The organism is Streptomyces sp. NPDC102279, from assembly GCF_044766365.1.
In the GTDB taxonomy this organism is placed as follows: domain Bacteria; phylum Actinomycetota; class Actinomycetes; order Streptomycetales; family Streptomycetaceae; genus Streptomyces.
The window spans coordinates 191,310-208,744 of the sequence record NZ_JBIWLU010000004.1 but is presented as its reverse complement, the minus strand read 5'-3'; the positions used below and the strand labels follow the sequence as shown (position 1 = coordinate 208,744).

The following is a 17,435-nucleotide window of genomic DNA, read 5'->3' as shown; positions in this document are numbered from 1 at the left end:
CGCGTCCTCGTGCGGGCGCCCTCGGCAGGAGGGGTGAACTGCGGTGGTCGGGGTTCGGCCGGGAGCCGGACAGTCACTCGCTCACGAGGTCGTTGGCAATGCGCGGCACGCCCTGACGTGCGACGCCGAGACCAGGCGGGCCGGACCAGGGCCCAGGCGACGGCACCTGTGCCGTCGGGATAACCATGACAGGGACGCAACGGCCTTCATCCGCGCCCGGCGGGCGGGGCCGCCCAGGTCGAACGACGCGCTGTCCGGGGTCCGGAACATGGGCCCGCGGTTGCCGCGCGGCTGCCCGAAAGAATGAATCGGTTCCGGATTCCAGCGTGTCCCGCCCGCGAAGACCGCACTGTGCAGATGCGGCCCGCCGGCATCCTTTGCCCGCGGGCCGGGGAGCGGTCGGGACGGGCCGCGTTCCGGCGCGATGTGGGGGTGGGAGTGGAGCGGGAAGGGCGGCGGCCGGTGCCGTTACCTGGCCGGTTGCGGTATCGGTTCGACCGGACGCTGGCGCGCAGTACGGCCACGTTGATGGGGTGGCTGGTGGTCTGCTGCCTGGCCGTCGTCTTCCCGGTGAGCGCACTGCTCGTGTGGACGGACCCCGCCGCGCCGCGGTCGTTCGTGGAGCGGCTGGAAGCGGTGTGGCGGACGAGTGCGCAGACCCTGCGACTGGGTGAGGTGAGTGGCACTCCGCTGCGGATGGCGCTGTCGGCGGTGCTCGGCCTGGTGGCGTTGTTGTGCGTGTCGACGCTGGTCGGTGTGATCACCACGGGCCTCGAGAAGCGGCTGGCGGAGCTGAGCCGTGGCCGGTCGACGGTGCTGGAGCAGGGCCATGCCGTCGTCCTCGGCTGGTCGGACCAGGTGTTCACGGTGGTCGCCGAGCTGCTGGCCGCGCAGAGCGCGCGGTCCGGGCAGCGGCCGCAGCCGGTCGTCCTGCTCGCGGACCGGGACAAGACGGAGATGGAACGCGCTCTGGCGACTCACGTCGGCGCGGCGGCCCGCGGCAGGGTCATCTGCCGCAGCGGGCCGGCCAGCGATCCCGCCGTCCTCGCGCTGGTCAGCCCGCAGACGGCCCGTACGGTGCTGGTGCTGCCCTCCGGCGAGGCCACCGGCGACGCCGAGGTGCTGCGGATGCTGCTGGCGCTGCGCACCGTCCTCGGCGAGGAGGCTCAGGGGCCGCCGATCCTGGCCGCGGTGAGCGACGACCGGTTCCGGGCACCGGCCCGGCTGGCCGCGGGACGGCACGGAACGGTACTGGAGGCCGACACCGTCACCGCCCGGCTGATCGCTCAGTGCGTCGGCCGTCCCGGCCTCTCCCTCGTCCTGAGGGATCTCCTCGACTTCGCCGGGGACGAGTTCCACCTCACGGGCGCCGGCTCCTTCGCCGGGAGGCCCTTCGGCGCGGCCCTCCTCGGCCACGCGAACGCGTGCGTGGTCGGGCTGTTCACCGTGGACGGGCGTACGGTGCTCAATCCCGCTCCCGAGACCGTCATCGAGCCGGGGAGCAGCCTGATCGTCGTCGCACGGGACGAGAACTCCACCCGGACCGAGGACTGCAGACGACTCGTGGACCCCTCGGCCCGCGCCGTCGCCGCGGCGCCCGCCACGGACGCGGCCCGGTTGCTCCTGCTCGGCTGGAACCGCCGCGCGCCGCTGGTCATCGCACAGTTGCGGGACACCGCGCGTTCCGGTTCGGTGCTGGACGTGGTCACCGAAGGGGCCGTGCCCGGAGCCGGGAGGAACGTGCCGGGCCCGGGCCGGGAGGGCGGGCCCGACGCTCCGGACACCGCCCGGCTGGAGGTGCGGTTCCGGTCGGCCGCGCTGTCCCGGCCCGAAACCCTCCTCGGTCTCGACCTCGCCCCGTACGACGCGGTGATGGTCCTCGGGCCCGACGTGGGCAGCGGACCCGACCGGCCCGACGACTGGACGCTGGTCACCCTGCTCGGCCTCCGGTTGGTGGAACAGCGCACCGGACGGGACGTACGGGTGGTCACGGAGCTGACCGACGACCGCAACCGGCCGCTGGCACCGCTCAACCCCGGCTCCGACGTCATCGTCAGCGGTGAACTGACGGGCCTGCTGATGGCGCAGATCGCACAGAATCCCCATCTGGCCGCCGTCTTCGAGGAGTTGTTCGCCGCGGAGGGCAACACCATCTGCCTGCGGCCGGCCGGGAACTACGTCCGCGTGGGCACCACGGCGACCTTCGCGACCGTGGTCGCCGCCGCACGCGACCGCGGCGAGTGCGCCATCGGCTACCGGCGCCGCGACCAGTGGGCGCTCTCCCCCGCCCACGGCGTCCGCCTCAACCCGCACAAGGGAGAACGGCGCGAGTGGGGCTCCGAGGATCAAGTGGTGGTCGTGGCCACCGAGTTCGCGGGCGCCCCGGCCGACGGCATCGGACTCGGGACACACGAGGAGCGCGTCGGGCGGCAGCGGATGCCGTGAAGGGTCCGGGGCGGGCGTGACCGGGGCCCACGACCCCTTGGAGGTCGCGCGGTTCCCGGCGCGCGGGCGGCGGGCCTCCGGCCACACACCACTCCTATCCCAACGCGCGGGCGGGGACGGCTCGGCGTTCGCTCTTTCACACAAGGGGGCGCACCCCTTCACCTGCGGGGCACACCGAAACCGAGGGCCCGGACGTATCACGTCCGGGCCCTCGGCTCATTCAGGTGGAGCTGCCGGTGACCTACCAGCGGTACCAGCGGCCGCGTCCGCCGCTCGGACCGGCGGAGCGCATCACGAAGCCGAGCAGCCAGACGGCCAGAACGACCACCGCGACGATCCACAGGGCCTTCAGCGCGAAGCCCGCGCCGAAGAGGATCAGGGCGAGAAGAAGAACAAGAAGCAGGGGAACCATAGTTATCAACCTCCAAGCCTTCGAGTGCCCCGTAATGCTCGACAAATAGGTAGTTTTTCCTGCGAACTTGAGGGAACTCAGACCCGTTCGGCCACGGCCACAGGCATGTGGGAGTTGCCGCGGCCATCGCGAACCGGCGGGCGGACACGTGGCGCGGGACTACCGGCAACCGCGGCGGTGCGCATTCGAGTTCACCGGCCCCGGCCCAACTCCCCCTGGGCACCGAACACATGACTTATCCGAGTAGGATGATCGAACACTCGACCTGCCCTGCTCACTGGTGCGATGGGAGCAACCATGACGATCGATCCACAGCCGTTCCCTCCGATCGACACCAGCAAGGCACACCCCGCGCGGGTCTACGACTGGCTGCTGGGCGGCAAGGACAACTACCCGGTCGACGAGGCCGTCGGAGAGAAGCTGCCGCCCGAGGCGAAGGACGCCGCCCGGCAGAACCGCCAGTTCATGCACCGCGCGTCCGCCTGGCTCGCCCAGCAGGGCATCGACCAGTTCCTGGACATCGGCACGGGCATCCCCACCGAGCCGAACCTCCACCAGATCGTCCAGGGCATCGTGCCGAAGGCGAGCGTCGTCTACACCGACAACGACCCGATCGTGCTGCGGCACGCCGAGGCCCTGCTCGTCAGCAAGCCCGAGGGCGCCACCGACTACATCCAGGCCGACGTCCGCCGGCCGCAGGACATCGTCCAGCACGCCCGGCACATACTGGACTTCACCCGTCCGGTCGCCATGTCCTTGATCGCGCTGATGCACTTCATCCCCGACGAGCAGGACGCCCACGGCATCGTCCGCAACCTGATCACCACGCTCCCCTCGGGAAGCTACCTGGTGCTGTCACACGCGTCGTCCGACCTGTATCCCGAACTCTCCGCGCAGGTCACCGCCGAGTACGCCAAGGGCGGCATCAAGCTCGGCTTCCGCACCCGGGGAGAGGTGGAGCGCTTCTTCGACGGCCTCGACCTCGTGTCGCCGGGCCTGGTGACGGCCACCGAGTGGAACGCGGCGAACGAGGCCGTGACGCCCGAGGGAAGCGGTATCTACGCGGCGGTCGCCCGCGTTCGCTGAGGCGCCGAGGGGACGTTCAGCCGCCCACCGCGCAGGCGGGGGCGGCTCCTCACGTTCCGTTCTGATCAGGGCGCGTCGTACCAGGCGAACGCGGCGATCCGCCAGCCCTCCGGGGTGCGGACGAACTGGATCGTCTTGGTGCCGCCGCCCTCGAAGGGCTCGCCGTCCAGGATCCCTGCCTTCCGGTACTCCCCGAACCGCGCCGCGACGTCCCCCGCGATGTCGGTCCGTTCGGAGGTCTCCCACTCGTGGAACTCGGTCAATCGGCCGTCGGCCAGCAGCCGTTCGCGCGGTTCGACGAACTCGCCCACGGTGTACGCCGTGAACTCCGGCCCGGTCTTGACGATCACCCCTCCCGGGATGACCAGCCGACGGATCCGGGCGACGTCGGCGGCCGTGCCGCCCCGGTTGTCGAAGGCGCCGAAGAACTCGGCGGTCAGCGCGTCTATCTCCTTCTTGGACATGACGGGACAGTACAGCGAGGGCGCCGAGCACTCGGGGCCGGTGCGGCGCATCGCCCTCGCGAACGGCCCGGTAGGTTGCCCGTATGCCTTCTGTACTCGTTGTCGGCTACGACCCGCACGCGATCCCCGGCGTCGACGCTGATTCTCTTCGCCAGTCACTGGAAGCCGAGTTGGCCCGGTTCGGTGAGCGCGGCATCGACGCGGCCATGACGCTGGTGGTGTTCGACGAGTCGGCCGAAGCCACGCTGGTCGCCTCCCTGACGAGCAAGCCGTGGGATGTCGTGGTCGTCGGCGGCGGGATCCGCAAGGCAGAACCCCTCCTCCCCCTCTTCGAGCTGACCGTGAACCTGATCCGCCGCCACGTGCCCCGGGCGGCAATCGCGTTCAACACGAGCGGCGGCGACAGCGTGGAGGCTGCACAGCGGTGGCTGTGAGCACGGCCCGTCCGACGCCGATCGAGAACTGACCCGCGGACGGCCGTCGACGGAAACCTCCGCCCCTCGCCCGCGCATGGGCGGCGGCCTCTTTCAGCCCTGCCGGGGCAAGGTCCGTCTCAGCGTCTCGAAGGCCGTGGGTCGGGTTCGGTGCGCCAGGAAGTCATGGATGTGGCGGGCGCACTCCGGGGGTGTGCGCACGCTGGTGTCGACGTCGATGTCGTGCAGTTCGTGCGCGTGCACCTGGGCGTACTGCAGGGCGGCCAGACCCTGCGAGCGGTCACCGCGTCCGGCCTCTCGGCGGTTCAGTTCGGGCAGGGGGCAGCGGACCGCGACGAGGACGGTGTCCTCCGGCACGAGCAGGTCCAGGAGATCGAGCAGGCGCCAGCGGCGGCTCAGGGGGTAGTCGACGACGAGGTTGTTGCCGCCCGCCGCCATCCCGGCCACGGCACGGTGAAAGCCCTTGGACGTGCGGTCGATCTCGGCCTGGAGGCCGTCGTCGGGGATCTCCTGACCGCCGCGCAGGGCGTGGAAGGTGTCCACCGGCATGTGGAACCACGTTCCCTCCAGCCGGTCGAGCAGCGCCCGGGCGATGCTGGTCTTGCCGGAGCTGGACGTGCCGTTGAGCAGGATGACCGTGCCCCCGGCGGCGGTGACGGGGATGCGTGCGTGGAGCGCGTCCGCGTTCCCCGGAGCCGTCTCGGTCGCCATGTGTCGTCCTCCCCGTCCGGCGGCCGTCCGTGGCACCGCCTGAGGTGCCCGCCCGATCATCTCAGCACGGTCGGCGGACCCGGGCGGCGCCCGCTCCCGAGCGGCTTCATCCTCATCTCACCTGCGGCCCCTTCCTTCCCGTACGACGTCCGCGCGGACGAGGTGTTTCCGCAGGAACGCGATCTCCGCCTCGACGGCCTCCTCGTGCGCCTCCAGGAAGGGGGCGTAGTGACGGCCTTCGAGGTGCAGCACCTCGGACGCCGGGGCTCTGCGGGCCGCTGCGACGGAGGGGCCGGGGAGAGTGCTCCGGTCCTGGTCGCAGACGACCATGAGCAGCGGGCACCGGATCCGGGAGGCGTGGAGGCCGGGCCGGTATCCGCCCATCTGGAGCGCGATCCGTGCGGCGACCGTCTGCTCCCAGTCCGTGTAGCGGTGGTCGGGGTCGAGAGCGCGGTCACCGTCCATGGCATCCGGCGTGGTGAGCGAGGCGACGGCGCCGCGCACCCCGGCGGTGGGGATCAGCAGCGGAGGCCGGCCGAGGAGACTGCCGAGCGCGTCCGCGACGGCGCGGCCGGTGAGGCGCAGCAGCGCGAGGGGGGTCATGGCGCGCAGCGCGTTGGGGGCGAGCGCGCGGCCGTCGACGACCGGCGACTGTGCGATCACCGAGGCGAGCCCGGGGTTGTCGGCCGCGACGCGGAGGACGTGGCCGCCCGCAAGGGAGAAGCCCCAGAGCGAGATCCCGCCGGGGCCGACGTCGGGCAGACCGGCCGCGAAGTCGATCGCGGCCTGCCAGTCGGCGCGTTGCTCACCGAAGCGGACGACCTGACGCGGGGTGCCGCCGCTCTCCCCGAAGTGACGGTGGTCGAAGGCCAGGACGGCGAAGCCGGCGTCGTTGAACCGCCGGGCGAAGAGGTCCGACGCGGGTTCCTTCGTCACGGCGGTCCCTCCCGCCATGATCACGCAACCACCGTTGGTCCCCGGGTAGTGCCAGGCGGCGCACGAGGTGTCGCCGCTGGTGAAGCGTACTTTTTCGCGTTGACCGGACATGGGCACCGGGGCCTCCGTGGGTGAGTGGGTAAGTGGGTAAGTGGGTGAGCCGATCGCGGGCCCTTCGGTTCGAGCCAGGTGCCTGACATCCATGCTTGGGGCGAGGGCCCCGGGACGGGCCGCGCAAGGCGCCGGAATGAGCGAAACTTGCCTCCATGGCACCCGTATCGGCGGATTCCGTACTGAGCCCCACCGACCAGCGGCTGGTGGCCGCCCTGCAATGGGACGGCCGCCTCACGGCGGAGCGGGCGGCGCAGGTACTGGATCTCAGCCCCGCCACGGTGCGCCGGCGTCTGCACGCCCTCACCGCGGACGGCACCGTGCGCGTCGTGGTCTCACCGGTCGCGCGACCGCGCAACGGGGGTTCGGCCGGGGCGCTGTTCCTGCGGATCAGGGTGCTGCGGGGAAAACTCGACACGATCGTGGCGGCGCTCGCTGCACGCGAGGACATCCCGTTCATCGACGTCACCACCACGGGCGACGAGATCTTCGCGGTGGCCCGTACGGAACCGGGTTCGCGCGACCCGCTGGTCTTTCGCCAGCTTCCCTCCACGCAGGCGGTCACGTCCCTGGAGAGCGCCACCATCCTGCACGTCTTCCGGCTCACCTCGGAGTGGCGTCACGCCGTCCTGACATCGGCCGAGCGCGCGGCTCTGATCCCGGCCGAGCCCGACCCCGGGCCGACACCCGCCGGATCCCCGGGCCCGTACGGCGTCGACACCGATCCCCTGGAGCAGTCCCTCCTCGACGCCCTGACGCCCGACGCACGCCTGTCCGCGGCGGCCCTGGCCGCGCGCACCGGTCGCCCGGAGACGACGGTCCGCCGACGGATCGCCCAACTCGCCCTCCAGGGGCGGCTGGTGACGCAGGTCCTGGTCGATCCCCGCCATATCGGGCTACCCATCGAGGCGAAGCTCCTGCTGCACGTGCCCCCCGACCATCTGGCCGCCGCGGGACAGGCGCTGGCCGACCATCCCGCGGTACACGGCGCGTTCGCGACCTCCGGGCTCTCGAACCTGCACGCGGCGGCGTACTTCCCCGACCTGGCCGCCCTCTACGCCTTCCTCTCCCGCGACCTGGTCGGCCTGGGGATCACCCACGTCGAGACGGCCCTCGTCGGCCGCGCCGCCAAACGCACGCCCTCGCTGGGCCTCGTAGAGACCTCCCCCGCCGTCACGCGGCGCCGCCGACCGGCCCCGGCGGGGCAGGGCAAGGGCTGAGAACCCCTACGCGGAAAGCGTCCCTCAAGGGTGCGGCGTCGCCTCGCGATGGCGTCCATGCGGGTGGCGTATGGGCCGGTGGCGAGCCCCCGGAGGCAGGAGCCGCGTTGTTCAACGTACCTGTCCACGATCACCCCCGAGAGGACGCCCCGTGCGCCGAACCCTGTTCCTGTCCGTCTGCGCTCTCGTCGCCGCCGCGGCGACCGGATTCTTCACCACCAGCGCCATCCGCAACCGCTGACACCGAGGCGTATCCCGCTCTCGACGCCATCGCCACAGCCACCGCCACCGGGTGACTTCCGGGTGGGGCAGCCTCAGGGCCGCCCCACCCGGGTTTCGGTTCCCGGGGGACGAGTCGTGGCCGTATCGCCGGACGACGGCCCGGCACGGCGCGCCTCAGGTCAGCAGGCGTCCCGTGTGGGAGAGGCGGCGGGCCTCGGAGAGCAGCGCGTGGATCTGCGGTCCGACGTGGTCGATGTGCTGGACCGGCGTCTTGAAGGGGAGGCGGACGTCGCGGTGGGTGCGCCGGTATTCGAGACGCAGGGTGAGGCCGTAGCGGTCGACGCCCGCCGGCAGCGCGCGCACCACACCGCCGTCCGGGAGCGGGCGGACCAGGCGCAGGAGCAGCGGGACGAGTTCGGCGTGTTCGTCGACGAGGTGCGTCAGCATGCCGGCCTCACTCGTCGCGAGCGGATCGAGTTCCGTCGCCTCCAGTTCATGGAGGGTCACGTACGAGCGCCCCGAGCCGTCCTCCAGGACTCCCTGTCCGAACTCCATGCACGTGCTCTGCGTGGAGTCGGGGTCGTACGGCTCGGCGAGCAGGCCGGTCAGGGTGACCCGGGCGCGCAGTCGGTCGCGTACGGGCGTGGGTGCGATGTCGGTGAGTTCCAGCCGGACCGGGACCCGCCCGCCCGTCGGAGCGCCGGTGCCCTCGAACGGGGCATGCAGGTGGAAGTGGCCCATGGCGCCGGACCCGTCGAGCCGCCGGACCTCCGTGTGCCGCCCGTCGCACACCACCGTCATGGAGTGGGCGGCGGCCAGGATCGAGCGGACGCGCTCGACGGCTGTCGGAGCGCTGGCACGGGTAGGGGTACGAAGCATCCGGGCCTCCGGGATGAGCGAGCTACTTAGGATTGCCTAACCTAACCTATCGAGGTCCGATCCACCGCCGGGGAACGCGCGATTCACCCCCGCGGAGGTCTCCGGCTAAACTCCGCCCGAGATCATCACGGGGCGACGGGGAGACCGGATCATGCCGCAGAGCCGCGCGAACGCCCGCACCCGGCACCCGAGGCACGAACGGCGGGGCGAGGCCCGGCTGCCCGGGGTGCTGGCCACTCTCACCGCGATCGCCCTCTACCTCGCGCTGCCGCAGCAGTTGCTCATCGCACCCCGCTACGTACTCCCGACGCTCGAGGTCCTGCTTCTCGTTCCGCTCATCGCGGTCAACCCCAGGCGCCTCACCCGGCAGACCCGGATGTTCCGCGTCCTGTCACTGACCCTCGTGGCCGTGATCGCCGTGAGCAATCTCGTGGCTCTCGGCATCCTCGTCAACGAGTTGGTGTACGCCGGGGTGAAGGACGGCCGCGAGTTGCTGGTGGCCGCGCTGCAGGTGTGGCTCACGAACATCATCGTCTTCGGGCTCGCCTTCTGGGAGCTGGACCGCGGCGGTCCGGTGAGCCGCACCCAGGCCCCGCGCGCCGAACTCCCCCTGGCGGACTTCCGCTTCTCCCAGGACGAGAACGACGACGCCGTCCAAGAGGTCGCCGACGGCGCCAGCGGCTCCTCCGACTGGGTCCCGACGCTGGTCGACTACCTCTACGTGTCCGTCACCAACTCGACGGCGTTCAGTCCCACCGACACGATGCCGCTCACCACCCGCGCGAAACTCATGATGAGCGTCGAGAGCGTCTCCGCCCTCATCACCTCGCTCCTCGTGATCTCCCGGGCCGTGAGCATCCTGCACTGACGCCCCGTCAGTCCTGCTCGTCGGCTTCCTTTTTCCCCGACTTGCTCATCCGGAGGGCCAGCGGAATGACGAGCCACCACAGGATGTAGAGCGCGGCGACGCCCGCCACGATCCAGGGGACGTAGCCGTCGTCGTGCGTGGCCGTGCGCAGCACCAGCAGGAGGGAGGAGACCATCGTGAGCAGCAGCAGGAAGAGACCGAGCAGGGTCATCCGGGAGGCCCAGACGACGGCTTCCGGCTTGACGAAGCGGCCGGACACGATCCGGTGGAACGCCACGGGTCCGATCAAGGCCCCTGTGGCGGTGGCCCCGAGGACGATCGTGACCATGTAGAGCGTCTGGTCCTGCCCCGAGAGCTGCCGGTAGGTCGGCTGGAACACCACGGTCAGCAGGAAGCCGAACAGGATCTGCACGCCGGTCTGCGCCACGCGGATCTCCTGCAGCAGGTCTCCCCACTTGCGGTCGGCCCGCTCCTGAGCCGATTCGTCCCGCCCGTCGTCCGGTCTGTCGTCCTGCTTCTCGCTCATCGTTCCCCTCTCCTCGTGGCCTCGCCCGTGCGCGCCGCACCCCTGACGTGCCGCGCGCATGGACCTTCGAGTACCCCGACCGTGCCGCCGTTCACCAGGCCGCCGGGATGTGCGTCCCTACGGGCCACGCGCCGGGCCCGTCCGGCTCAGCGGACGTGAGCAGTGCCTCAGAAGGCGCGCGGAGACGGATCCGCCGCATGGGCGGGATCTCCTTGGGTACCCCGAGGCCTTCACGAACTGCCTGCTGAGAGGAACGACGTGCCGAAGAAGAACATATTCGTGATCGGTCTGGACGAGGCGAACCTGCCCACGCTGAACGAGGTGCCGAACGCCAGGGAGCTGACGTTCCATCCCCTGCTGACCATCGAGGAGTTGCAGGGCGGCGAGGTGTCGGTGGCCGAACTCCTGGAGAAGGCGGAGAAGGCGCTGGACGCCTTCGACGGGACGATCGACGCGATCGTCGGCTACTGGGACTTCCCCGTCAGCACCCTCGTGCCCATGCTCAGCGAGCGATACGGCACGCGCAGCACCAGCCTGGAGTCGGTGGTCAAGTGTGAGCACAAGTACTGGAGCAGGCTCGAACAGGAGAAGGTGACCGACCGTCATCCGCGCTTCGGCCGGGTCGACCTGAGCGCCGAGAATCCGTCTCCGCCGGAGGGCATGAGCTTCCCGATGTGGCTGAAGCCCGCGCTCTCCTACTCGTCGGAACTCGCCTTCGGCGTCGACGACATGACCGAGTTCCATGAAGCGGTGGCGGACATCCGCGGCGGCATCTCCCGGGTCGGCCGCCCCTTCGAGTACGTACTCGACCGGCTCGCGCTGCCGCCGGAGATGGACGGGGTCGGTGGCGAGGTGTGTCTGGCCGAGGAGGAGATGTCGGGCATCCAGGTCGCGGTCGAGGGCTACGTCGACCACGGCGAGGTCACGGTCTACGGTGCGCTGGACTCGATCAACTACCCCGACTCCTCGTGCTTCCTGCGCCATCAGTACCCCTCGACGCTCCCCGATCCGGCGATCAAGGAGCTGCACGACGTCACCCGGCGCGTGATGGAGCAGATCGGCATGGAGGCGGCGACCTTCAGCGTCGAGTACTTCTACGACCCGCACACCGGGCGGATCAGCCTCCTGGAGATCAACCCGCGTCACTCGCAGTCACACGCCGAACTCTTCCAGTACGTGGACGGCGTACCCAACCACCACTGCATGGTCAGCCTGGCCCTCGGCCGCGACCCCCGGATGCCGCACCGGGCGGGCCGCTACGCCATGGCCGCGAAGTGGTACCACCGCTGGTTCGCGGACGGCGTCGTGCACAACGTCCCCACCCCGGACGACCTGCGTCGCATCGAGCGGGAGATTCCGGGTACGCGCATCGACATCGTGCCCTCGGAAGGCTCGCGCCTGTCGGACCTGCCCGGTCAGGACAGCTACAGCTACGAGCTGGCCCACATCTTCACCGGTGGTGACACCGAGGAGGACCTCCGGGAGAAGTACGACCGGTGCGTGGCCGCTCTGGGGCTGACGTTCGACGAGACGGCGCCGGGCGGCCGTGACGAGAAGAACGGCTGACCGTCGGCCGCGGTCACCACGACCGGACCGACGAGCCCCGGGCACGGCGAGGAAGGGAGCAACACCAGCACATGCGTTTCGTGACCCAACTGCCGTATGCGACCAAGGAAGAGGAGCACGTCGCCATCCCCATGTCCGACGGCGTGGAGCTGTCGGCGCGGATCTGGCGCCCCACCTCCTCGGACAGCGAACCGGTGCCGGCGGTGCTCGAGTACATCCCGTACCGCAAGCGCGATCTCAGCGCCGTACGCGACTCGATCCACCACCCGTACATCGCGGGCCACGGCTACGCCTGCGTCCGCGTGGACATCCGCGGCACGGGCGAGTCCGAGGGGGTGCTCAGGGACGAGTACCTGGAGCAGGAGCAGCAGGACGCCGAGGAGGTCCTCGCCTGGCTGGCCGAGCAGCCCTGGTGCGACGGCAGCACGGGCATGATGGGCATCTCGTGGGGCGCCTTCGCCGCACTCCAGGTCGCGGCACGGCAGCCACCGAGCCTGCGCGGCATCGTCATCGCGTCGTTCACCGACGACCGGCACGCGGACGACATGCACTACATGGGCGGAGCCCTGCTCTCGGACAATCTGGCCGAGGCCGGCACGATGTTCGCGTACGGCACCTGCCCGCCCGATCCGGCGATCGTCGGGGACCGCTGGCGCGCGATGTGGCACGAGCGGATGGAGCACACCCGCCCGTGGGTGCTCGAATGGCTGCGCCACCAGCGCCGCGACGACTACTGGCGGCACGCGTCGGTCTGCGAGGACTACGGGGCGGTCCGGTGCCCGGTCCTCGCCTCCAGCGGATGGGCCGACGGGTACTCGAACGCGGTGACCCGTCTGCTGGGCAACCTGGATGTGCCGCGCAAGGGACTGATCGGCCCCTGGTCCCACAAGTTCCCCCACCTGGGCGAACCGGGACCGGCCATCGGCTACCTCCAGGAGGTCGTCCGCTGGTGGGACCACTGGCTCAAGGGCGTGGACAACGGCGTGATGGACGGCCCGATGCTGCGGACGTGGATGCAGGAGAGCGTGCCGCCGTCCACGTCCTACGAGGAACGGCCCGGCCGCTGGGTCGGCGAGCCCACCTGGCCGTCCCCGCACATCCGCGAGGTCACGCACCCGCTCGCGCCCCATCGCATCGGCCGCCCCGTCGAGAGCGGCGGGAGGGGCGAGTCGGGCGCGGTCGGTGAGCGCGTCGGCGCGGACCGGGCCGGGGGCGCCGAGCCCACACCCGTGACCGTGCAGTCTCCCCTGTCGGTGGGCCAGTTCGCGGGCAAGTGGGCCTCCTACAACGCCCCGCCGGACCTGCCGTACGACCAGCGTGAGGAGGACGGCGGCTCACTCGTCTTCGACAGCGACCCGCTGACCGAGCGCCTGGAGATCCTCGGCTCACCCACCGTCGAACTCGACCTCACGGTCAGCGAACCGGTCGGCATGGTGGCGGCGCGACTGTCCGACGTGAGCCCCGACGGAAGCGCCACCCGCGTCTCCTACGGCATCCTGAACCTCACCCGGCTCGGCGGTACGGATACTCCCGAGCCCGTCGAGCCCGGGCGCCGCTACCGGGCGAAGGTCCAGCTCAACGGCGTCGGGCAGGCCTTTCCGCCCGGTCACCGGATCCGGCTGTCGCTGTCGACCTCGTACTGGCCCATGGCCTGGCCGCCGCCGAAGCCGGCCCTGCTCAGCGTGTACGCGCACGCCAGCACCCTGAGTCTGCCGGTGCGGCCGACGGACGAACCCGACGAGATGCCCGCCAGTCCGTTCGGCGAGCCCGAGGGGGCGCCGCCGATCTCGTCGACCCAGTTGTCGCCGCGGGAGGAACGCTGGGAGGTCAAGCGCGATCTCGTCGGTTACAACGCGGAGTTGGAGATCGTGAAGGACCGGGGTCTGGTGCGTATCGAGGACATCGGCCTCGACGTCGGCCTGCGCGCCGAGGAGCGATACCGGTCCGTCGCCGAGGACTTCACCTCGGTGAGCGGCGAATCCGCGTGGACCATGAGGTTCCGCCGGGACGAGTGGGACGTCCGCGTGGAGACCCGCACCCGGCTCACCTCGGACGAGGGCATGTTCTTCGTCGACGCGACCCTGGACGGCTACGAGGGCGACAAGCGTGTCTTCTCCCGGACGTGGAACGAACGCGTGCCGAGGGATCTGCTGTAGGTCCGACTCCGGTGCCCGGGGTGGCTGTTGAGCCGCCCCGGGCACCGGACTCCGTACGGCCCCAACGAGAAGTCCCCCTGCCCGTGTGGGCAGGGGGACTTCCGCGCGTCCGAAGAGGCGGTCACGCCTTCTTGCGGCGGATCGCCAGCCAGAGGACCGTCGCGGCGCCGGCTGCGGCGAGCAGCAGGGTGCGGTTGTCGCGGGCGACGCGCGCGCCCTCGGCCGCCTGGTGACGGACCGGCTCGGGGGCCTTCTCGTCCCAGACGCGGCCCGCCTTCGCGGCCGTGTCCCGGGCCGTGTCCCGGACCTGGACGGCGGCTTGGGCGGCCTTGTCCTTGACGGGGTCCGGAACCTTGTCCTGCACCTTGTCCTGGACCGAGTGGGCGGCCACGACCGCCTTCTCCTTCAGCTCGGCCGCCTTGGCCACGGCCTGCTCGGCGACCTCCGCGCCCTTCTCCTTGGCCTGGGCGCCCTTCTCCTTGGCCCGTGCCTTCACGTCGGCCTTGTCGGCGAGCGCCTGGACGGTGTCCCCGAGTTCGGCGCGGGTCTGTTCGACCTGCTCACGCAGTTCCTCGGGAGTGGCGGCGGTCTGCTCGCCGTCGGAGGGCTTGCTCATCGGTGGGCACTCCTCTTGATCTCGGCCACGTCGGCCTTCACGTTCTCGATCGCCTGTTCAGGCTTGGGCGGTGCCGCCCGGTGGACCTGCTTCCTGCCGTTCAGGGCCAGTACCGCGGCGACGACGCCCAGTACCGCCGTGACGATCAGCGCCGCGGCCCACACCGGCAGCGGAACGGCGAGGGCGGCGATCGCGGTGACCACCAGGGCCTCCAGCATCAGAAAGCCGACCACTCCCGCGCCGCCGAACAGTCCGCCACTCTTGCCGTAGCGCCTGCCCTTTTCCTGCATCTCCGCCTGTGCCAGACGCAGTTCGCCCCGCACCAGTTCGGTGAGCTGTTGCGATGCCTGCTGCACCAGCTCACCCACCTGGTGTGATCCGGACTCCCGTGTCTGCTCGTCGGTTCCCTCGACCTGCGGCCGCGCACTCGACACGGCGATCGCCTCCTGCCTGTTTCCTCGGCCATGACCGGGACCCTGCGAGGTGTCCCGGAACTCGGTCGGGGAGCGGGTACCCCGATCCGGGCACTTCAGGAGCCCGCTCCCGCGTCATTCACGATCTGCCCCGATTCCCTGCCGCGCCGTCACTCCCGATCGGCGAAGACGCTCGTGTCGAGGCGGTCGAGGAGGTCGGCGGGGTCGCGGTAGACGGCCCGGGCGCCGGCTTCTTCCAGGTCCGCCCGCGGGATTCCGCCGGACAGGACCGCGACGGGGATCGTGCCGTCCCGGGCGGCGGCCTTCATGTCCCAGACGGTGTCGCCGACGAACACGGCCCGGTCGCTCGGTACTCCGGCCAGTTCCCTTGCCTGCTCGACGGGGTCGGGCGCCGGCTTGCCGGCGTCGACGTCGTCCGCGCTGGCTGCCCCGAGGATGACGTCGTCGGCCCCGATGGCCCGCCGCAGCGCCCCGAGTTCCGCGCCGCTCGCCGAGGTCGCGAGGACGATCTCCCAGCCGCGGCCGGCCAGCGCGCGCAGGAGTTCGCGCGCCGAGTCGAGGGCGGGCAGCCGGTCGAAGTACGTCGCGTACAGGGCGTGGTGGGCCGCGACGAACTGTTCGTCCTGCCCGGTGTCACGGTCCTCGCCGAGCAGGTGCTCGATCAGGTCGCCGCTGCCGAGCCCGACGGCCCGGTGGATCTCCCGCATGGGCACGCGGTGGCCGCCCTGCCGGAACGCCTCCCACCAGGTCACCACGTGGAGGTGGTTGGTGTCGACGAGTGTTCCGTCGACGTCGAAGATCGCGGCGCGTTTCGTGCTCATCGAAGATGTCCTCGCCCTCTCACAGGTCTTCCGTTCCCGATGCGTCGCTCACAGTTCACGGAGGGCGGGGAGCAGCTTCCGCTCGGCCCATTCCAGGTACGGTTCCTGCTGGTCGCCGCCGATCTGGACGAGGGCGACCTCGGTGAACCCCGCGTCGACGTAGGGCCGTACGGCCTCCACGACCGCTTCGACGTCGTCGCCGCACGGGATGGACTCGGCCACGTCCTCGGGCCGTACGAACTGGGTGGCGCCCGCGAACGCGGCGGGGCCGGGCAGTTCGGAGTTGACCGGCCAGCCGCTGCCGAACCAGCGGAACTGGTCGTGGGCGCGGGCGACGGCCGCTTCACGGTCGGTGTCGTAACAGATGGGCAGCTGGCCGACCTTGGGCTTGCCCACGCCGCCGTGGCTGTCGAAGGCGGAGATGAGTTCGGGCCTCGGTTCCGTTGCGATCACCAGGTCGGCGAGATGACCGGCGAGTTCGCACGAGCGGTCTCCGGAGACGGCGACACCGATCGGCGGGGGTGCGTCGGGCAGGTCCCACAGTTTGGCGTTCTCGACGTCGAAGTGGGCGCCGTGGTGGTTGACGTTCCCACCGGCGAAGAGCGCGCGGATGATCTCGACCGCCTCCTCCAGCATCTCCAGGCGGACATGGGCGGCGGGCCAACCTCCGCCCACCACGTGCTCGTTGAGGTTCTCGCCGGAACCGAGGCCGAGGCGGAAGCGCCCCTCGGAGAGGAGCTGCACGGTGGCGGCCTTCTGCGCGACGACCGCCGGGTGGTAGCGGGTGGTCGGACATGTCACGTACGTCATCAGCGGAATGCGCTCGGTGGCCTGGGCCGCGGCACCGAGGATGCTCCAGGCGTACGGGGCGTGTCCCTGGGAGTCCAGCCAGGGGAAGTAGTGGTCGGAGGTGACGGAGAAGTCGAAGCCGGCGCGCTCGGCGCCGACCACATGGCCGACGAGCTCACGCGGCCCCGCCTGCTCCGTCATCATCGTGTATCCGATCTGCACCATGCCGCTCTCCTCCTCGTGGTGGGGCGCCGCTCAGGGCGCGCTGCGTTCCTCTCGCGGGCCGGACGCCCGCTCCCGGTCCGGGTGTCGCCGTCGCGTGGCCGCGCCCGTGCGCCGCCGCTCTACTGCTTCGTCCCGAGCTGCAGGTCGACCTCCTTCTCCTGGTCCCCGGAGGCCGAACCCTTCTCCTGCACGGCGAACGAGCCGCCCAGTGCTTCGCAGAGCCGGTCGACGGCGACGTACCCGCCCTGGAGCGTGGCGGCCACGGAACCCTCCAGGGAGGTGGGTCCGGTGGGAATGCGCTCTTCGGTCGGCTCGAACTCGGCGGTCCACACGGCGTGCTGCTCGCCGGGCCGCTCCTGGAGCACGTCCTCCGCGGGCCGGTCGGTGGGAAACGCCGTCCGCAGGACGCCGAAAACGGTGGCTGCGTCCTCCTTGGACGCTCCGGTGAGGGACACGGTGACCATGGGGTCACTCCTTTCAGCTCGGGTACGGCACTGCCGGGGTGGGTGACGTG

General features: G+C 70.9%; 18 protein-coding genes. 7 read left to right on the top strand and 11 right to left on the bottom strand.

Going from position 1 to position 17,435, the window contains the following annotated elements:
* The first annotated feature begins 528 nt into the window (after window positions 1–528).
* The gene (locus tag ACIRQH_RS10780) at window positions 529–2,445 is read left to right on the top strand and encodes an NAD-binding lipoprotein (RefSeq protein WP_404225244.1); all 1,917 of its coding nucleotides are present in this window, start codon (window positions 529–531) and stop codon (window positions 2,443–2,445) included.
* Window positions 2,446–2,686: 241 nt separating this feature from the next.
* On the opposite strand, the gene ACIRQH_RS10775 is transcribed toward ACIRQH_RS10780, so the two are convergent.
* Window positions 2,687–2,857: a DUF5670 family protein gene (locus ACIRQH_RS10775; protein ID WP_329183787.1), complete on the bottom strand. Its 171-nt coding sequence runs from the start codon at window positions 2,855–2,857 to the stop codon at window positions 2,687–2,689.
* Between the two features lie 297 nt (window positions 2,858–3,154).
* Between ACIRQH_RS10775 and ACIRQH_RS10770 the strand changes: the two genes are divergently transcribed.
* Complete coding sequence (locus tag ACIRQH_RS10770; RefSeq protein ID WP_388871745.1) at window positions 3,155–3,943, top strand: SAM-dependent methyltransferase; 789 nt, start codon at window positions 3,155–3,157, stop codon at window positions 3,941–3,943.
* A 65-nt stretch (window positions 3,944–4,008) separates the two neighbouring features.
* Here ACIRQH_RS10770 and ACIRQH_RS10765 read toward each other — a convergent pair whose 3' ends face one another.
* Entirely contained in the window at window positions 4,009–4,407 is a 399-nt protein-coding gene (locus tag ACIRQH_RS10765) for a DUF4440 domain-containing protein (RefSeq protein ID WP_358820065.1), read from the bottom strand.
* 83 nt (window positions 4,408–4,490) lie between these two features.
* On the opposite strand from ACIRQH_RS10765, the gene ACIRQH_RS10760 reads away from it, so the two are divergent.
* Window positions 4,491–4,841 carry a hypothetical protein gene (locus ACIRQH_RS10760; RefSeq protein ID WP_388871748.1) on the top strand — a complete coding sequence of 117 codons (351 nt, stop codon included), beginning with the start codon at window positions 4,491–4,493 and terminating at the stop codon, window positions 4,839–4,841.
* A 93-nt stretch (window positions 4,842–4,934) separates the two neighbouring features.
* On the opposite strand, the gene ACIRQH_RS10755 is transcribed toward ACIRQH_RS10760, so the two are convergent.
* A complete protein-coding gene (locus ACIRQH_RS10755) occupies window positions 4,935–5,552 on the bottom strand; it encodes an AAA family ATPase (protein ID WP_388933252.1) in 618 nt (205 codons plus the stop codon).
* Window positions 5,553–5,669: 117 nt separating this feature from the next.
* A complete protein-coding gene (locus ACIRQH_RS10750; protein WP_404225241.1) occupies window positions 5,670–6,599 on the bottom strand; it encodes an alpha/beta hydrolase in 930 nt (309 codons plus the stop codon).
* Window positions 6,600–6,754: 155 nt separating this feature from the next.
* Here ACIRQH_RS10750 and ACIRQH_RS10745 point away from each other — a divergent pair, with 155 nt between their 5' ends.
* Window positions 6,755–7,819, top strand: a complete 1,065-nt coding sequence (locus ACIRQH_RS10745) for an Lrp/AsnC family transcriptional regulator (RefSeq protein ID WP_388933245.1) — start codon at window positions 6,755–6,757, stop codon at window positions 7,817–7,819.
* Window positions 7,820–8,215: 396 nt separating this feature from the next.
* Here ACIRQH_RS10745 and ACIRQH_RS10740 read toward each other — a convergent pair whose 3' ends face one another.
* The gene (locus tag ACIRQH_RS10740) at window positions 8,216–8,920 is read right to left on the bottom strand and encodes a DUF2470 domain-containing protein (RefSeq protein ID WP_388933243.1); all 705 of its coding nucleotides are present in this window, start codon (window positions 8,918–8,920) and stop codon (window positions 8,216–8,218) included.
* Between the two features lie 151 nt (window positions 8,921–9,071).
* On the opposite strand from ACIRQH_RS10740, the gene ACIRQH_RS10735 reads away from it, so the two are divergent.
* Window positions 9,072–9,788, top strand: a complete 717-nt coding sequence (locus ACIRQH_RS10735) for a hypothetical protein (RefSeq protein WP_388871763.1) — start codon at window positions 9,072–9,074, stop codon at window positions 9,786–9,788.
* 7 nt (window positions 9,789–9,795) lie between these two features.
* On the opposite strand, the gene ACIRQH_RS10730 is transcribed toward ACIRQH_RS10735, so the two are convergent.
* A complete protein-coding gene (locus ACIRQH_RS10730; RefSeq protein WP_388871766.1) occupies window positions 9,796–10,314 on the bottom strand; it encodes a DUF6328 family protein in 519 nt (172 codons plus the stop codon).
* A 258-nt stretch (window positions 10,315–10,572) separates the two neighbouring features.
* Here ACIRQH_RS10730 and ACIRQH_RS10725 point away from each other — a divergent pair, with 258 nt between their 5' ends.
* Window positions 10,573–11,880 (top strand): acetyl-CoA carboxylase biotin carboxylase subunit family protein, encoded by a 1,308-nt coding sequence (locus ACIRQH_RS10725; protein ID WP_388933236.1) that lies wholly within the window; start codon window positions 10,573–10,575, stop codon window positions 11,878–11,880.
* A 71-nt stretch (window positions 11,881–11,951) separates the two neighbouring features.
* Window positions 11,952–14,036, top strand: coding sequence for a CocE/NonD family hydrolase (locus ACIRQH_RS10720; RefSeq protein ID WP_404225237.1), 2,085 nt, complete (start codon window positions 11,952–11,954; stop codon window positions 14,034–14,036).
* Window positions 14,037–14,157: 121 nt separating this feature from the next.
* On the opposite strand, the gene ACIRQH_RS10715 is transcribed toward ACIRQH_RS10720, so the two are convergent.
* The 5 genes from ACIRQH_RS10715 to ACIRQH_RS10695 all read right to left on the bottom strand — a co-directional run bounded on the left by ACIRQH_RS10715 (window position 14,158) and on the right by ACIRQH_RS10695 (window position 17,385).
* On the bottom strand, window positions 14,158–14,652 hold the full coding sequence (locus ACIRQH_RS10715; RefSeq protein WP_358820054.1) for a DUF3618 domain-containing protein: 495 nt from the start codon (window positions 14,650–14,652) through the stop codon (window positions 14,158–14,160).
* Window positions 14,649–15,020, bottom strand: coding sequence for a phage holin family protein (locus ACIRQH_RS10710; protein ID WP_164375587.1), 372 nt, complete (start codon window positions 15,018–15,020; stop codon window positions 14,649–14,651). The genes ACIRQH_RS10715 and ACIRQH_RS10710 overlap by 4 nt, the downstream gene beginning before the upstream one ends.
* 215 nt (window positions 15,021–15,235) lie before the next feature.
* A complete protein-coding gene (locus ACIRQH_RS10705; RefSeq protein WP_404225235.1) occupies window positions 15,236–15,907 on the bottom strand; it encodes an HAD family hydrolase in 672 nt (223 codons plus the stop codon).
* A gap of 48 nt (window positions 15,908–15,955) precedes the next feature.
* Entirely contained in the window at window positions 15,956–16,921 is a 966-nt protein-coding gene (locus ACIRQH_RS10700) for an LLM class F420-dependent oxidoreductase (protein ID WP_404225233.1), read from the bottom strand.
* A gap of 119 nt (window positions 16,922–17,040) precedes the next feature.
* Window positions 17,041–17,385 (bottom strand): hypothetical protein, encoded by a 345-nt coding sequence (locus ACIRQH_RS10695; RefSeq protein ID WP_388871783.1) that lies wholly within the window; start codon window positions 17,383–17,385, stop codon window positions 17,041–17,043.
* Between the last annotated feature and the right edge of the window lie 50 nt (window positions 17,386–17,435).

What these genes read in the sequence shown, in the direction of transcription:
- ACIRQH_RS10705 (WP_404225235.1), bottom strand. Translation starts at nt 15,907, where the DNA reads ATGAGCACGAAACGCGCCGCGATCTTCGACGTCGACGGAACACTCGTC.
- ACIRQH_RS10715 (WP_358820054.1), bottom strand. Translation starts at nt 14,652, where the DNA reads ATGAGCAAGCCCTCCGACGGCGAGCAGACCGCCGCCACTCCCGAGGAA.
- ACIRQH_RS10765 (WP_358820065.1), bottom strand. Translation starts at nt 4,407, where the DNA reads ATGTCCAAGAAGGAGATAGACGCGCTGACCGCCGAGTTCTTCGGCGCC.
- ACIRQH_RS10770 (WP_388871745.1), top strand. Translation starts at nt 3,155, where the DNA reads ATGACGATCGATCCACAGCCGTTCCCTCCGATCGACACCAGCAAGGCA.
- ACIRQH_RS10780 (WP_404225244.1), top strand. Translation starts at nt 529, where the DNA reads ATGGGGTGGCTGGTGGTCTGCTGCCTGGCCGTCGTCTTCCCGGTGAGC.
- ACIRQH_RS10755 (WP_388933252.1), bottom strand. Translation starts at nt 5,552, where the DNA reads ATGGCGACCGAGACGGCTCCGGGGAACGCGGACGCGCTCCACGCACGC.
- ACIRQH_RS10740 (WP_388933243.1), bottom strand. Translation starts at nt 8,920, where the DNA reads ATGCTTCGTACCCCTACCCGTGCCAGCGCTCCGACAGCCGTCGAGCGC.
- ACIRQH_RS10775 (WP_329183787.1), bottom strand. Translation starts at nt 2,857, where the DNA reads ATGGTTCCCCTGCTTCTTGTTCTTCTTCTCGCCCTGATCCTCTTCGGC.
- ACIRQH_RS10700 (WP_404225233.1), bottom strand. Translation starts at nt 16,921, where the DNA reads ATGGTGCAGATCGGATACACGATGATGACGGAGCAGGCGGGGCCGCGT.
- ACIRQH_RS10720 (WP_404225237.1), top strand. Translation starts at nt 11,952, where the DNA reads ATGCGTTTCGTGACCCAACTGCCGTATGCGACCAAGGAAGAGGAGCAC.
- ACIRQH_RS10750 (WP_404225241.1), bottom strand. Translation starts at nt 6,599, where the DNA reads ATGTCCGGTCAACGCGAAAAAGTACGCTTCACCAGCGGCGACACCTCG.
- ACIRQH_RS10760 (WP_388871748.1), top strand. Translation starts at nt 4,491, where the DNA reads ATGCCTTCTGTACTCGTTGTCGGCTACGACCCGCACGCGATCCCCGGC.
- ACIRQH_RS10735 (WP_388871763.1), top strand. Translation starts at nt 9,072, where the DNA reads ATGCCGCAGAGCCGCGCGAACGCCCGCACCCGGCACCCGAGGCACGAA.
- ACIRQH_RS10730 (WP_388871766.1), bottom strand. Translation starts at nt 10,314, where the DNA reads ATGAGCGAGAAGCAGGACGACAGACCGGACGACGGGCGGGACGAATCG.
- ACIRQH_RS10745 (WP_388933245.1), top strand. Translation starts at nt 6,755, where the DNA reads ATGGCACCCGTATCGGCGGATTCCGTACTGAGCCCCACCGACCAGCGG.
- ACIRQH_RS10695 (WP_388871783.1), bottom strand. Translation starts at nt 17,385, where the DNA reads ATGGTCACCGTGTCCCTCACCGGAGCGTCCAAGGAGGACGCAGCCACC.